The following is a 14,197-nucleotide window of genomic DNA, read 5'->3' as shown; positions in this document are numbered from 1 at the left end:
TTTGAGAACCTTACGATAATTCATATCCCACCTTATTCTCCCGAACTAAACCCTATAGAACAGGTATGGAGTTGGCTCCGTCAAAATGAAGTAGCAAACAGGTGCTTCGAAAACTATGACGATATCGTAGAGACGTTATGTAGAGCGTGGAATCGGTTTTGTGAAGATAAAAGCAGAGTGATCTCGCTCTGCTTTAGAGATTGGTTAAACTTGATAAGTTAATTAACGGAATTGGTATTACTAAACCTTGCCCAATTTATAACAACAAAAAAGGGAGAATGCGTTGGCATTCTCCCTTTTTTAATAACTATTGATTGCGCTTCTACTGTTAAAATACTCAGTGCTAAACGACTAGAAACGCGAATCGAATTAGTCTTCTAGGTCACCACAAAAGCGGTAGCCTTCACCGTGAATCGTTGCAATGATTTCTGGCGTACCAGAAACAGATTCAAAGTGCTTACGAATACGACGGATTGTTACGTCTACAGTACGATCGTGTGGCTTAAGCTCACGGCCAGTCATCTTCTTAAGAAGATCTGCACGTGTTTGGATCTTACCTGGGTTCTCACAGAAGTGAAGTAGAGCACGGAACTCTGAACGAGGTAGCTTGTAGCCTTCGCCATCTGGGCTAACCAGAGAACGACTGTTGATATCTAGTACCCAACCGTTGAACTCGTACTTCTCAACGCTACGCTTTTCTTCTTGAACAGAGCTTGTGCTCATTGAACGGTTAAGAAGGTTGCGTGCACGGATAGTCAGTTCACGAGGGTTGAAAGGCTTAGTGATGTAGTCATCAGCGCCGATCTCTAGGCCAAGGATCTTATCAACTTCATTATCACGACCAGTTAAGAACATAAGCGCTACATTTGCTTGCTCACGTAGTTCACGCGCAAGTAGTAGGCCATTCTTACCTGGAAGGTTGATGTCCATAATTACAAGGTTAACTTGGTTGTCAGATAGCACTTGGTGCATCTCTTCACCGTCGCTAGCCTCAAAAACAGCATATCCCTCTGCTTCAAAAATACTCTTTAGAGTGTTACGAGTTACTTGCTCATCTTCAACGATAAGAATCTGCGGGGTTTGCATTTGGCGGTACCTAAATTTGTGACGAAACTGTGCTAATAGAATAAATTCTAGGCAAAAACATAACATACAGGTAATGTATTTTTGATGATAACTTAAAGTTTTCAAAAAAACACTTACTTCCAGCTATCTGCCTTCCTTGAAGTATTGCCCAGTAACGTAGATCCAGTACGCCTTTCAATCATTCTTTTAGTGATTGCAACGGATTCTATAATGTTAACAGCATGCTAACAACGCGAGAATGTTAATTCCATTCACTTTGTTGATTTACATCAATTGCCGTATCGCAACAAACTTTAATAGTATGGCTACAACTTAACCAGTGTTATGGTGATTATTTAGCATCAAAACCAGAATGGTTATTCGAGATAGTTCTCACATCTCGCATGCTAAAGACCTGATTATGAGCCAAGGAAGCGGAAAGCTGTCCTTAGAGTCTAGTCGATAAATACGCTCAATCAACTTTAATTAATGATTAAATTGAGCATAGAACAATGAAAACAAAGGATTAATTTTAATAACATATAAAAGCATAGAGGTAAGCCTGACTTAACAGGTAGCGCCTTACTCACGGAGGATATATGCACGATATAACACCCGACTTGTGTGATGAGTTTGAAAGCAAAGTCACCCTACTTAACCTTCCATTGCAGAACTTCGGTCAACGTGGTGCGTTCTGGGGAAAAATTGTAACAGTTCGTTGTTATCACGATAATTCCAAGGTTCGCGAGGTTTTAGCGACCGACGGCAGCGGTAAAGTCTTGGTTGTTGACGGAAATGGCTCGTGTCAAAAAGCACTGCTTGGTGACCAACTCGCTATTCTTGCAATAGAAAATGGTTGGGAGGGCGTGATTGTTAATGGTGCTGTGCGGGATGTTGGCATGATGTCACAAATGGACTTGGGTGTTCAGGCGCTAGGTGCATCACCATTCAAAACCGAGAAGCGTGGTGTAGGCCAAGTGAATGTGACACTGACAGTGCATAACCAACTGATTCAGCCTGGTGATTACATTTATGCAGATTGGAATGGCGTGTTAATTTCGTCGGAGCTGTTGCTCGAATCATAACGATGATGTGATTCGCAGTTGTTAATGGATAACAAGCTTATTGGGTTAGAAGCGAAACCCTAATCCCACTTCAACACCTTGCTGCCACTCTTCATAATCAAGGGTGGCATGCAGATCCAAGTTGTCCGTCAGTTGAACTCGGCTTGACACTTCCGCAGCCACAGACTTTTCATTCTCTTCGGTTTCATCTTTATAGGTATGAAGAGAACTGTTGAAAGAGATTCTTTCAGAGAACTGATAACTGACACCGCTCAAGAATCCACTTTCACTTTTCAAAGACGCGCTGTTTATACGTGTACCGACATAAAGGTCAACATCGTCGAACAAACTATAGGCGTAGCCACTGTCGACTTTCCAAGTATCGAAACTTTCGCTCGATGCATTTTGAGTTGAGATAAAGAACTTATGAGAAGAGCGATCGATTTGACCGGGCAATAGGGGCAGGTTGCTTAGTAGAGGTAAGCTTTTCGCTGAACAAACAACAGGCATAGCAAAGGCTAAAAGAATAAGTAATCTCTTCACTTCCCACTCCTGATGTCATTATTATTGTTCTTTGAACGTTATCGTTCAATTAAAGCACAGTTCTTGTATGCTTGCTGAACAATCGATATAGCATTTTGTTATGACTATATATGCAATTAATCACTCTTGAGTGTTTATAGGATAAATCCACGATCTGAATTACAGGTGCATACAGGGTGATTTATCCCTTAAATGACGGTTTGCTCTGAAAAACGGTGTGAATGTAAAAAAAACGCAACTTTTCATTGACGTCTAGTGGTAAAAATTGATACACGTAGAGTAAAGCACAAGCAGAGAATTTGATATGCAGCACGTAAGCCACCTAGTAATGACCACAACCATTATTATTACCGACATTAACATTGTTGGGGCAGGCTGCTAAGTAACGGATTTTAAAAAAAAGGCCTGTATCCAACAAGATACAGGCCTTTTTTTGTACCATTTTTATGACTTATGGAGAAAGGGATGCGCGTTTTAAAGTTTGGAGGTTCATCATTAGCTGATGCAGATCGTTTTTTACGAGCGGCTGATATCATCGCTAATAATGCCCAGCAAGAAGAGCTAGCCGTTGTACTATCGGCTCCAGGAAAAACAACCAATAAGTTGGTCGCTGTTATTGAAGCTGCACTGAAAAATGGTGAAGCTGACGCACAAATCACAGAGATCGAATCTTCATTTACTGCGCTGTTTGCAGAGATTAAAGCGGTTGTGCCTTCTATTGATGGTACTGCGTTCCAAGAGCAGGTTGATACCTCTCTTGCTCAGCTAAAGCAGTTCGTGAACGGCATCAACCTACTTGGTATGTGCCCGAACCACGTCAATGCTCGCATCATCAGTAAAGGTGAGCGAATCTCTATCCAGTTAATGAAAGCGGTACTTGAAGCAAAAGGCCAACCAGCAAGCCTGATTGACCCAGTTCAATACCTATACGCTAAAGGTGATCACCTTGAAGCTATGGTTGATGTGGATGTGTCGACTCAGAACTTCCGTCAATCGCCACTTCCACAAGGTCACGTTAACATCATGCCGGGCTTCACTGCAGGTAATGATAAAGGCGAATTGGTCACTCTTGGCCGTAATGGCTCTGATTACTCAGCAGCAGTACTAGCAGCATGTCTACGTGCTGATTGCTGTGAAATCTGGACAGATGTAGACGGCGTTTACAACTGTGACCCACGCTTAGTCGATGATGCACGTCTGCTTAAATCACTGAGCTACCAAGAAGCAATGGAACTTTCTTACTTTGGTGCTTCGGTTCTACACCCGAAAACCATCGCTCCTATCGCACAATTCCACATTCCTTGTCTGATCAAAAACAGCTTTAACCCACAGGGTGCAGGTACTTTGATCGGCCAAGATACTGGCGAAGATAACCTAGCAATCAAAGGCATCACGACGCTAAGTGACCTCACGATGGTTAACGTATCAGGCCCAGGTATGAAGGGAATGGTAGGCATGGCGAGCCGTGTATTCGGTGCGATGTCTTCTGCAGGTGTTTCTATTGTTCTTATTACTCAATCTTCTTCTGAGTACAGCATCAGCTTCTGTATTGAGTCAGCTGATAAAGTAAAAGCGAAGCAAGTACTGTCTGACGCATTTGAACTTGAACTTAAAGATGGCCTATTAGAGCCCGTTGAGTTCATGGACGACGTCGCGATTGTAACGCTGGTGGGTGACGGTATGCGTACTTCACGCGGTGTTGCTTCTCAGTTCTTCTCTTCTTTAGCTGAAGTGAACGTTAACATCGTTGCGATTGCTCAAGGTTCATCTGAGCGTGCTATCTCTGCGGTTATCCCTGAAGATAAAATTTCAGAAGCAATCAAAGCGTGTCACGAAAACCTATTTAACTCTAAGCACTTCCTTGACGTATTCGTTGTGGGTGTTGGCGGTGTTGGTGGTGAGCTTGTTGACCAGATCCAGCGTCAGCAAGGCAAACTGGCTGAAAAAGGCATCGTGATTCGTGTATGTGGTTTAGCAAACAGCAAAGGCTTATTGCTAGACAGTGAAGGTTTACCGCTAGAGCAATGGCGCGATCGCATGTCGAGCGCGACAGAAGAGTTCAGCCTAGCTCGTTTAGCGGCTCTGGTTCAACGTAACCACATCATCAACCCGGTATTGGTTGACTGTACGTCTAGTGAAGGTATTGCTGCGCAGTACGCAGACTTCCTAGCGGCAGGTTTCCACGTGGTAACACCAAACAAGAAAGCGAATACAGCTAGCATGGCTTACTACCATCAGCTTCGTGAAGTTGCACGTAACTCACGTCGTAAGCTGATGTACGAAACAACAGTAGGCGCAGGTCTTCCGGTCATTGAAAACCTACAGAACCTAATCTCTGCAGGTGATGAACTTGAGAAGTTCAACGGTATCCTTTCTGGTTCACTGTCTTACATCTTCGGTAAGCTTGATGAAGGTATGACGTTAAGCCAAGCAACCAACATTGCTAAAGACAACGGTTTTACTGAGCCGGATCCTCGTGACGATCTATCTGGTATGGATGTGGCGCGTAAGCTGCTTATCCTTGCTCGTGAAGCTGGCATGGCACTTGAACTTGAAGACGTTGAAGTAGACCAAGCACTTCCACCAGGTTTTGATGATTCAGGTACGGTTGAAGAGTTCATGGCTCGCTTGCCAGAAGCGGATGCTTACTTCCAAGAGCAGTCAGCTATCGCAGCAGAAGAAGGCAAAGTACTTCGTTATGTTGGTGAGATCGCCGATGGTAAATGTAAGGTTCGTATCGCTGCTGTTGATGGCGACGACCCAATGTTCAAGATTAAAGACGGCGAGAACGCGCTGGCATTCTACAGCCGTTACTACCAACCAATCCCGCTAGTACTTCGTGGCTACGGCGCTGGTACTGAAGTAACAGCAGCAGGCGTATTCTCTGATGTGATGCGTACTCTTGGTTGGAAATTAGGAGTTTAGGAATGAGTTCAAGTGATATGGATGTTGTCGTTTATGCTCCTGCATCAATCGGTAATGTCAGTGTAGGGTTTGATGTGCTGGGGGCCGCTGTGTCTCCAGTGGATGGCACACTGCTGGGTGACCGAGTTATGGTTAAAGCAGGTGATGAACCATTCTCACTTAAAACAGCAGGCAGCTTTGTTTCTAAGCTGCCGACTGAAGCCAAAGAAAACATCGTCTACGACTGCTGGGTGGTGTTTTCGAGAGAGCTTGATAAAAAAGGCGTTGCGCTAAAGCCTTTAGAAATGACACTCGAAAAGAACATGCCTATTGGTTCTGGTTTAGGTTCAAGTGCATGTTCAATCGTAGCGGCACTTGATGCGCTAAACCGTTTTCACGGTCAGCCACTGAATGAAACTGAACTGCTTGCTCTGATGGGTGAAATGGAAGGTAAGATTTCAGGCGGTATTCACTACGATAACGTTGCGCCATGTTACCTTGGTGGCGTGCAGCTTATGCTTGAAGAGCTAGGCATCATTAGCCAAGAAGTCCCATGTTTTGATGGCTGGTACTGGGTGATGGCTTATCCGGGCATTAAGGTTTCAACGGCAGAAGCAAGAGAGATCCTACCATCTCAGTATCGTCGTCAGGATATCATTGCTCATGGTCGCCACTTAGCGGGCTTTATCCATGCTTGTCACTCAGGTCAGCCTGAACTGGCGGCGAAGATGATCAAAGACGTGATCGCTGAACCATATCGTGAGAAACTGCTTCCAGGGTTTGCTGATGCTCGTAAATACGCGCTGTCGGCAGGTGCATTGGCTACTGGTATTTCTGGTAGTGGCCCAACTCTATTTAGCATTTGCAAAGAACAAGATGTCGCCGAGCGTGTTGCACGCTGGTTAGAACAAAATTACGTACAAAATGAAGAAGGATTCGTTCACGTTTGTCGCCTAGATAAGCAGGGTTCGATCGTTACAGGAAGTGAGTTATGAAACTGTACAACATCAAAGAAAATGATGAACAAGTCTCTTTTGGCCAAGCCGTTCGTCAAGGCTTAGGTCGTAATCAAGGTCTATTTTTCCCATCAGAACTGCCAAAGTTTGATGATATCGATGCGCTGCTAGCAGAGGACTTTGTCCCTCGTAGCTCAAAGATTTTGTCGGCGCTTATCGGTGATGAACTGTCGAAAGAGCAAATTGACCAGATGGTTGACGCAGCGTTCCAATTCCCTGCGCCAATCAACCAAGTAAAAGACGGTGTTTACGCACTTGAGCTTTTCCACGGTCCAACACTGGCATTTAAAGATTTCGGTGGCCGCTTTATGGCGCAATCTTTAGCAGCAGTTTCAGATGGTGGTCAAATCACTATCTTAACGGCAACATCAGGTGATACTGGTGCGGCGGTTGCGCATGCTTTCTACGGTATGGAAGACATCAACGTTGTGATCCTTTACCCGAAAGGCAAGATCAGCCCTCTGCAAGAGAAGCTGTTCTGTACACTGGGTAAGAACATCCATACTGTGGCGATTGATGGCGACTTTGATGCGTGTCAGGCACTGGTTAAAGACTCATTTGATGACGCTGAACTGCGTAAAGAGATTGGTCTTAACTCGGCAAACTCTATCAACATCAGTCGTCTGATGGCTCAGATCTGTTACTACTTTGAAGCGGCTTCTCAGCTGACAAAAGAACAGCGTGAAAACTTAGTTATCTCTGTACCAAGTGGTAACTTTGGTAACCTAACGGCTGGTCTATTGGCTAAAGCGCTTGGCCTACCAGTTAAGCGTTTCATTGCTGCAACTAACGAAAATGACACGGTTCCTCGTTACCTAGAAACAGGTCAATGGGATCCAAAACCGACTGTTGCGACGACATCAAACGCGATGGACGTAAGCCAACCGAACAACTGGCCTCGTATCGAAGAGCTTTGCCAACTGAAAGGTTGGGGCTTAGATACACTAGGCAAGGGTAAAGTATCTGACGAGCAGAGCGCTGAATCAGTACGTGACCTGAAAGCACAGGGTTACCTATGTGAACCACATGGTGCGATTGCTTATCGTCTATTGGAAGAGCAACTGCAAGAGAACGAAACTGGCTTATTCCTATGTACAGCACACCCAGCGAAGTTCAAAGAAGTGGTTGATGACATCCTAGGTTCTGACATTGAACTGCCTGGCCCGCTAGCAAAACACGCGGCGATGGAGTTGTTGTCTGAAGATCTAGATAACGACTTCGAAGCGCTAAAAGCGGTACTTCGTCGAGTTCAACCGTAATGTACATTTGTTTTTTGAACAAATAAAAACGGCGCTCAATGAGCGCCGTTTTTGTATTCTAATTTAAGCTCTATAAATTATAGAGACTCAGTGAACGTACGTGCGATAACGTCACGTTGCTGTTCAGTTGTTAGAGAGTTGAAACGTACAGCGTAACCCGATACACGGATTGTTAGCTGAGGGTAGTTCTCTGGGTGAGCAACTGCATCTTCTAGCGTTTCACGCTTAAGAACGTTAACGTTTAGGTGTTGACCACCTTCGATGCGTGGTGCTGCTTCGATTGCAACTTCACGGCTTTCGTACTCGCCTAGGTCTGCAGCTGAGATAACTTGGTCAGCTTCGAAACCTGCAGTAGCAACAACACAACGAGCTTCATTCTTCTCGCTATCTAGTAGCCAGATTGAGTTTAGTAGGTCATCGTTTGCTGCTTTAGTAATTTGAATACCTTGGATCATAACTATCTCCTAGTCCACTGAACGTGGTTTGATTATGGTGTTAACTTTCGATTTTTATTGAGCTGGGTAATATATACCTAATGTTTGTAAGGTTAACATTGATTTAAGTCAAAAAACAACCAAAAACCATATTTTTACAAAGGTAATTATATTGAGGTAAATCAATAAAACCTTTGAAAACAAAGTAATTACAAAATATTTTAAAGTATAAAAAATATTTAACAGTCTTATTTGGTGTAATTTTACTACATTTGTTGTGTTTTAATTGAACTACAACCGATATGACCCTTTATTTATGATGCATTCTGAAAGTGTAAAGTGATTTAATGACAAACAAAATTTCATCCTCAAAACCTGAAACAAATATTAAGTTTATTGGCGCTCATGTGTCGGCGGCGGGCGGTGTTGATCAGGCCCCCATGCGTGCGCGTGAGATCGGCGCTAATGCGTTCGCACTGTTTACCAAAAACCAGAGACAGTGGGCTGCAAAGCCACTCGAAGCCAAAACCATTAGTGCATTCAAAGCCAACTGCAAAATGTTGGGTTTTGCTGCCGAGCACATTCTTCCTCATGACTCCTACTTGATTAACCTAGGCGCACCAGAAGAAGAGAAGCTAGAGAAATCACGCGCAGCTTTTATTGATGAGATGGAGCGTTGTAACCAACTTGGCTTAACGCTTTTGAATTTTCACCCTGGCAGTCACCTTAAGAAGATCTCTGAGACGGAGTGCTTGGCTAAGATCGCTGAGTCGATCAACCTCGCCCATCAAGCGGTTCCAGATGTGATTGCGGTGATCGAGAATACGTCAGGCCAAGGTACTAACTTGGGCTGGAAGTTTGAGCACCTAGCAGAGATCATCGACCAAGTAGAAGATAAATCGCGTGTTGGTGTGTGTTTAGATACCTGCCATACCTTTACTGCGGGTTATGACCTACGAACAAAAGAAGCGTGTGAGCATACTTTTGCAGAGTTCGACCGCATTGTGGGCATGCACTATCTAAGAGCAATGCACATCAATGATTCAAAAGCTGAGTTCGCCAGTCGAGTTGATAGACACCATTCTTTAGGAAAAGGCGAAATTGGCTGGGATTGTTTTGAGTATATCGCCTCAGATTCTCGCTTCAATGGAATCCCTCTTATCTTAGAAACGATTGACTCGACGATTTGGAAAGAGGAAATTCAACAACTTAGAATGTTTCATCGCTCAGCAACGGTCGCGACTGAAGAGGCGTAGTAATAGAGGGGAAAATTTACTTTCTTCTATTTGTAAAAATTGGCACCTTTCTTTCATAGTCTTAAAGTGAATATGTAATTCACGATGTCTTAGAGGAGGTGCCTTTATGTATTCAAAAGCCCAAACTTCAACTGTTTCTGCTGCTCGCCGTTTACCAACTCCAAACCGTCACGTGCATAGCCACGGTCACCATCGCACACAGCAGAAAAGTGGTTAATCGAGATCAACACAACTTGAACTGATTATTATGATTCATCAACAAGTGAACCCTACACATCATGTTTATTGATAGCTGTATGAGGTATAACTAGGGCGTGTTGATCTTTCGAGCTGATTTTTGCAGCGAGTTGCTGGGTATTTATACAAGGAAGAGGCTTTGACGTGTAGCTAGCCTACATGAGAAGCCGCTAACGCAGTAGAAATGACCAGCAAACGCTGCCCGGAGGGTTCGGCTAAAAGCGTTTTACTCTTTGTTGAGGGAGATTTGCTTAGAATGACTAGGCTACTTCTCCCTCGCCGCGATTAAAACGCTTTTATCTCGAACAAAATTTAACCACGAAAGGTCAACACGCCCTAGCGCCTTATTTAGGACAGTTAGCCGATACAGCTATTTTTTGTCTGGCGAAGCCTAGAAACTTTGATGATTGGGAAGTAAAACGATGAGTACACCAAAGACTTGGGAATCCATTATTAATGATGAACGTGAGAAAGAGTACTTCCAGAGTGTTCTCACTTTCGTCGAACAGCAGCGTAATATTGGGAAAACCATCTACCCGCCACAAGAGCAGGTGTTCAGTGCCTTCGATATGACGCCTTTCGAATCAGTGCGAGTGGTTATCTTAGGGCAAGATCCTTACCACGGCGCCAATCAAGCACACGGCTTGGCATTCTCTGTGTTGCCCGGCGTAAAAATCCCGCCTTCTCTACGCAACATGTATAAAGAACTCGCACAAGATATAGAGGGTTTTGAGATCCCTACCCACGGTTATCTTGATGCTTGGGCGTTGCAAGGGGTGTTGATGTTGAACACCGTGCTTACAGTAGAAGAGGCAAAAGCACACTCACACGCTAAGTGTGGCTGGGAAACATTTACCGATGCCATTATTGCAGAACTAAACCAGCGCTCGGAACCGATCATCTTCTTGTTGTGGGGCGCACATGCCCAGAAGAAAGGCCAAGCGATTGATACAGGCAAGCACCATGTGTTGGCAGCGCCTCATCCCTCACCATTGTCTGCACGTCGTGGTTTCTTTGGTTGTCAGCACTTTTCAACAACCAATAAGCTGCTTTCTTCTATGGATCAACAACCTATTGATTGGCATTTACCAACAGAAGTGTAGGTTGGTGGTTTTCTGAGCAGGGTCAAATCATAAATCAGCATCTTCGTATACACTTATAAATAGTAGGTGTAATGGAGTGCAATACTATGATGATTGAAAGGATAAGACGAGAGCATGGCTATATGGCTCGTTTACTCGCGATACTCAACAATAAGTTAGAGTTCCTCAAGCAGGAGCGAGAAATTAACTATAGCCTGATCGCCGAGGTGGTTCATTACTTGATGAACCACTCAGACAAAGTACATCACCCTAAAGAAGACGTCATTTATCGCTACTACCTTAAGCAATATGGCAGTGACCAAGCGATTGAGGACTTGGAGCTCGAGCATCAGTTGCTATCTGAGAAAACAGCCGACTTCTTAGGTGTGGTTGATATGATTCTCCAAGATGCTGTGGTGCCGCAACAGGTGTTCATTGACCAACTTGAGAGCTTTGTGAAAGCTCAGCGTAAGCACATGGAATATGAAGAGAAGCATGTACTGCCAATGATTGTTGATGCATTCACGGTTAAGGATTGGCAAGAGGTTGAGTCACAGTGGCTTCAACCAGAAGACGACCCTGTTTTTGGGGACACGATTGCTGACCAATATCGCCAGCTCGCAGCTCGCGTTCGACAAAATGAGCAAGAGTGCGTTTAAATAATATTAAGAGTGAGTCACTACCTATTTCGAAGTGCCTTCTATATAAAGGCGAGAGTTTGAGACTCCCTCTATATTAGATGATTAGGTCTTAATGCAGCGCTTTGAACGGATGAAAGAGTCTAGACAATAAAAAAGGCACCTTTATAGGTGCCTTTTGCTATCTGATTTCTTATCGTGCTGATTAAAGCTTTATATCGTCAAGGCTAAAATCAAGACCGAGGTTCATCTCTCTTAGCTCTTTCTCAAGCTGCCTACGATCGTTGATTGCTTCGATTTCACGCCACTTACGCTTGAGTGGTTTAGAGCGTGTTTTTTGAGTTGCACGAGGCATTTCTAGTTCTGATACTTCATCGAATTGAAAGCTATCCATAAGCCATATCTCCTTCCGTGGGACTAGTTCTTACGAACCATTAAATATCATATTTAGGTTCACCATAACCTTGATTTGTTTCTCATTTGTTTCAAATCTATGAAGCTTTTGTTCTGTTTTTTTATGCATGCTCACACATTGAAGGAATTTTTATGTATAAAAAACAAGCAAACAAACCGAAGTAAACGATTAAATTAGGGGTTATTGAATGTTAATTCATTGTGCGAAAGGAATAGCACTTTAACCACAATGCATTTAAGTGCGTATTGCTGTGTACGAGATAGCAATCTTATTGCTCTAGAAAAAAACGCAGATCTTCACTATACCTTGTAAAACCTAGGCTGACGTCATTTTTATAGGATGGTGTTCTTGTTGCGGTGAGGCGATGGTTGTTGTTGATATTATGTCCCGATAATGTGACTTTTATTGGGCTGTATTGTTGAAAAATGTGTTAACAAAAGGTGTGTTATTAGTGAAATGTCATTTTAATATAAGTGTATTTGCATATTGATTTTTAAGCCGTCTCGCTGCATTATCCGCCCGTCAAAAAATACACTGATACGTAAAATGGATGCATGAAGCGACATTTACAATCTAGATCGCAGCAAATAAATATAAAACTAATGCCGACACAACTATTGACACTGGCATAGGTGATCTAGAGGAAGGCTAGGACGCATGATCGGTGCTTAAACTCAATTACGAGGTTCACGTGACAGACTTAATCAATTTGATGAACGATCTCCTTTGGGGATCTATCTTAGTTTACTTACTGGTTGGTGTGGGTATCTACTTCACCGTACGACTAGGCTTCATTCAATTCCGCCATTTCGGCCACATGTTCTCTGTTCTAAGAAACAGCCGTAAAGCAGACAGTGCTGGTATCTCTTCTTTCCAAGCTCTTTGTACTAGTCTCGCTGCTCGTGTAGGTACGGGTAACATGGCAGGTGTTGCTGTAGCACTAACCGCTGGTGGCCCTGGTGCTATCTTCTGGATGTGGCTAATCGCAATGCTGGGTATGGCAACATCGTTTGCTGAAAGCACACTGGCACAGCTATACAAAACGCGTGATAACGACGGTAACTACCGCGGCGGCCCTGCATACTACATGGAGAAAGGCCTAGGCATGCGTTGGATGGGGGTTCTATTCTCTATCTTCCTAATCATTGCATTCGGTCTTGTGTTCAACGCGGTTCAAGCAAACGCGATTGCAAGCGCAATGAACACAGCATTTGACCTTGAGCGTAGCTACGTTGGTGTTGGTATCGTAATTATCTCTGCATTCGTTATCTTCGGTGGTATCCGTAAGATTGCACGTACAGCAGAAATCATCGTTCCAATCATGGCATTGGCTTACCTAGCGATCGCTATGTACGTGATGTTCGCGAACATCGAGAAAGTGCCTGAAGTATTGGCTCTTATCTTCAAGAGTGCATTCGGTCTGCAAGAAGCAGCAGCGGGTGGCCTAGGTTACGCAATCGCACAAGCGATGATTAACGGCATCAAACGTGGTTTGTTCTCGAACGAAGCGGGTATGGGTTCTGCGCCAAACGCAGCAGCTTCTGCGACGCCTTACCCACCGCATCCAGCATCGCAAGGTTACGTGCAAATGCTAGGTGTATTCATGGACACTATTGTTATCTGTTCTGCAACAGTAGCAATCATCCTGATGTCTGGTGAGTATGTACCACACGGTGAAGTAACAGGTATCGAACTAACGCAACGTGCACTAACAGCACAAGTTGGCGAATGGGGCGGCATCTTTGTAGCGGTAGCGATTTTCTTCTTCGCTTTCACTTCAATCATTGCAAACTACTCGTACGCTGAAACGAACCTTATCTTCCTAGAGCACAACAACAAGAAAGGCCTAGTGCTGTTCCGTATTGTTGTACTGGGTATGGTTATGTTTGGTTCTCTAGCGACACTACCAACGGTATGGGCACTGGCTGACGTATCGATGGGCCTAATGGCGATTGTTAACTTGGTGGCGATTATCCTGCTATCAGGCATCGTGATTAAGCTAGCGAAAGACTACAACCGTCAACTAGACGCAGGTAAAGTACCAACATTTGATTCGAATGACTTCCCAGAGCTTAAGTCTCAGCTGGAAGACGGTATTTGGGACAACAACAAGAAGTAATCTTGTTGGAGCGATAAACAGCTCATCCTAAAGTGATTAGAAAGGCTAAGGTTTCGACCTTAGCCTTTTTCTTTGCCTGTCATTTGCCTAATTCTGTCTATCAAAGCTCATTCTCCCTATCGAAGTAATAGGAAGAGTCATAAAGACAAGTTGATGTTTTTTCTA

Annotated in this window: 13 protein-coding genes, 1 pseudogene and 1 other annotated feature; of the genes and pseudogenes, 9 read left to right on the top strand and 5 right to left on the bottom strand. The window is 43.9% G+C overall.

The features are described 5' to 3' along the window. The coding region (locus L1D22_RS19605; protein WP_239830933.1) for a transposase at window positions 1–222 on the top strand (222 nt) is incomplete at its 5' end. Between the two features lie 147 nt (window positions 223–369). On the opposite strand, the gene arcA is transcribed toward L1D22_RS19605, so the two are convergent. Both arcA and L1D22_RS22415 read right to left on the bottom strand, forming a co-directional pair. After that, entirely contained in the window at window positions 370–1,086 is a 717-nt protein-coding gene (arcA, locus tag L1D22_RS19600) for a two-component system response regulator ArcA (RefSeq protein WP_004741534.1), read from the bottom strand. 372 nt (window positions 1,087–1,458) lie between these two features. Continuing rightward, window positions 1,459–1,617, bottom strand: a pseudogene (locus L1D22_RS22415) (ribonuclease activity regulator protein RraA). A gap of 47 nt (window positions 1,618–1,664) precedes the next feature. Here L1D22_RS22415 and L1D22_RS19595 point away from each other — a divergent pair. After that, window positions 1,665–2,150 (top strand): putative 4-hydroxy-4-methyl-2-oxoglutarate aldolase, encoded by a 486-nt coding sequence (locus L1D22_RS19595; RefSeq protein WP_239830932.1) that lies wholly within the window; start codon window positions 1,665–1,667, stop codon window positions 2,148–2,150. Window positions 2,151–2,195: 45 nt separating this feature from the next. Here the strand turns inward: L1D22_RS19595 and L1D22_RS19590 are convergent, their stop codons facing one another. After that, entirely contained in the window at window positions 2,196–2,672 is a 477-nt protein-coding gene (locus L1D22_RS19590; protein ID WP_239830931.1) for a ribonuclease regulator, read from the bottom strand. A 317-nt stretch (window positions 2,673–2,989) separates the two neighbouring features. Beyond that, window positions 2,990–3,108: a sequence feature (Thr leader region), on the top strand. Between the two features lie 29 nt (window positions 3,109–3,137). Between L1D22_RS19590 and thrA the strand changes: the two genes are divergently transcribed. The 3 genes from thrA to thrC are packed head-to-tail and all read left to right on the top strand — an operon-like array spanning window position 3,138 to window position 7,851. Then, the gene (gene thrA / locus L1D22_RS19585) at window positions 3,138–5,597 is read left to right on the top strand and encodes a bifunctional aspartate kinase/homoserine dehydrogenase I (RefSeq protein WP_176682016.1); all 2,460 of its coding nucleotides are present in this window, start codon (window positions 3,138–3,140) and stop codon (window positions 5,595–5,597) included. Window positions 5,598–5,614: 17 nt separating this feature from the next. After that, window positions 5,615–6,571 carry a homoserine kinase gene (gene thrB, locus L1D22_RS19580; protein ID WP_239830935.1) on the top strand — a complete coding sequence of 319 codons (957 nt, stop codon included), beginning with the start codon at window positions 5,615–5,617 and terminating at the stop codon, window positions 6,569–6,571. Beyond that, complete coding sequence (gene thrC / locus L1D22_RS19575) at window positions 6,568–7,851, top strand: threonine synthase (RefSeq protein ID WP_076654909.1); 1,284 nt, start codon at window positions 6,568–6,570, stop codon at window positions 7,849–7,851. Before thrB ends, thrC begins: the two co-directional genes overlap by 4 nt. A gap of 77 nt (window positions 7,852–7,928) precedes the next feature. On the opposite strand, the gene grcA is transcribed toward thrC, so the two are convergent. Then, the gene (gene grcA / locus L1D22_RS19570) at window positions 7,929–8,306 is read right to left on the bottom strand and encodes an autonomous glycyl radical cofactor GrcA (RefSeq protein WP_017059315.1); all 378 of its coding nucleotides are present in this window, start codon (window positions 8,304–8,306) and stop codon (window positions 7,929–7,931) included. A gap of 326 nt (window positions 8,307–8,632) precedes the next feature. Here grcA and nfo point away from each other — a divergent pair, with 326 nt between their 5' ends. The 3 genes from nfo (at window position 8,633) to L1D22_RS19555 (ending at window position 11,519) form a co-directional block, all read left to right on the top strand. Further along, a complete protein-coding gene (gene nfo, locus L1D22_RS19565) occupies window positions 8,633–9,541 on the top strand; it encodes a deoxyribonuclease IV (RefSeq protein ID WP_239830930.1) in 909 nt (302 codons plus the stop codon). Between the two features lie 659 nt (window positions 9,542–10,200). Further along, a complete protein-coding gene (gene ung, locus L1D22_RS19560; protein WP_239830929.1) occupies window positions 10,201–10,881 on the top strand; it encodes a uracil-DNA glycosylase in 681 nt (226 codons plus the stop codon). A gap of 86 nt (window positions 10,882–10,967) precedes the next feature. After that, the gene (locus tag L1D22_RS19555) at window positions 10,968–11,519 is read left to right on the top strand and encodes a hemerythrin domain-containing protein (RefSeq protein ID WP_026084176.1); all 552 of its coding nucleotides are present in this window, start codon (window positions 10,968–10,970) and stop codon (window positions 11,517–11,519) included. Between the two features lie 184 nt (window positions 11,520–11,703). On the opposite strand, the gene L1D22_RS19550 is transcribed toward L1D22_RS19555, so the two are convergent. Continuing rightward, window positions 11,704–11,892 carry a DUF3545 family protein gene (locus L1D22_RS19550; RefSeq protein WP_008224353.1) on the bottom strand — a complete coding sequence of 63 codons (189 nt, stop codon included), beginning with the start codon at window positions 11,890–11,892 and terminating at the stop codon, window positions 11,704–11,706. Window positions 11,893–12,604: 712 nt separating this feature from the next. Between L1D22_RS19550 and L1D22_RS19545 the strand changes: the two genes are divergently transcribed. Then, the gene (locus tag L1D22_RS19545) at window positions 12,605–14,032 is read left to right on the top strand and encodes a sodium:alanine symporter family protein (protein ID WP_032545312.1); all 1,428 of its coding nucleotides are present in this window, start codon (window positions 12,605–12,607) and stop codon (window positions 14,030–14,032) included. Window positions 14,033–14,197: the final 165 nt, after the last annotated feature.

The sequence above is a fragment of the Vibrio sp. Isolate34 genome (assembly GCF_022397915.1).
GTDB lineage: Bacteria > Pseudomonadota > Gammaproteobacteria > Enterobacterales > Vibrionaceae > Vibrio.
This window is presented reverse-complemented; position numbering and strand designations above follow the sequence as displayed.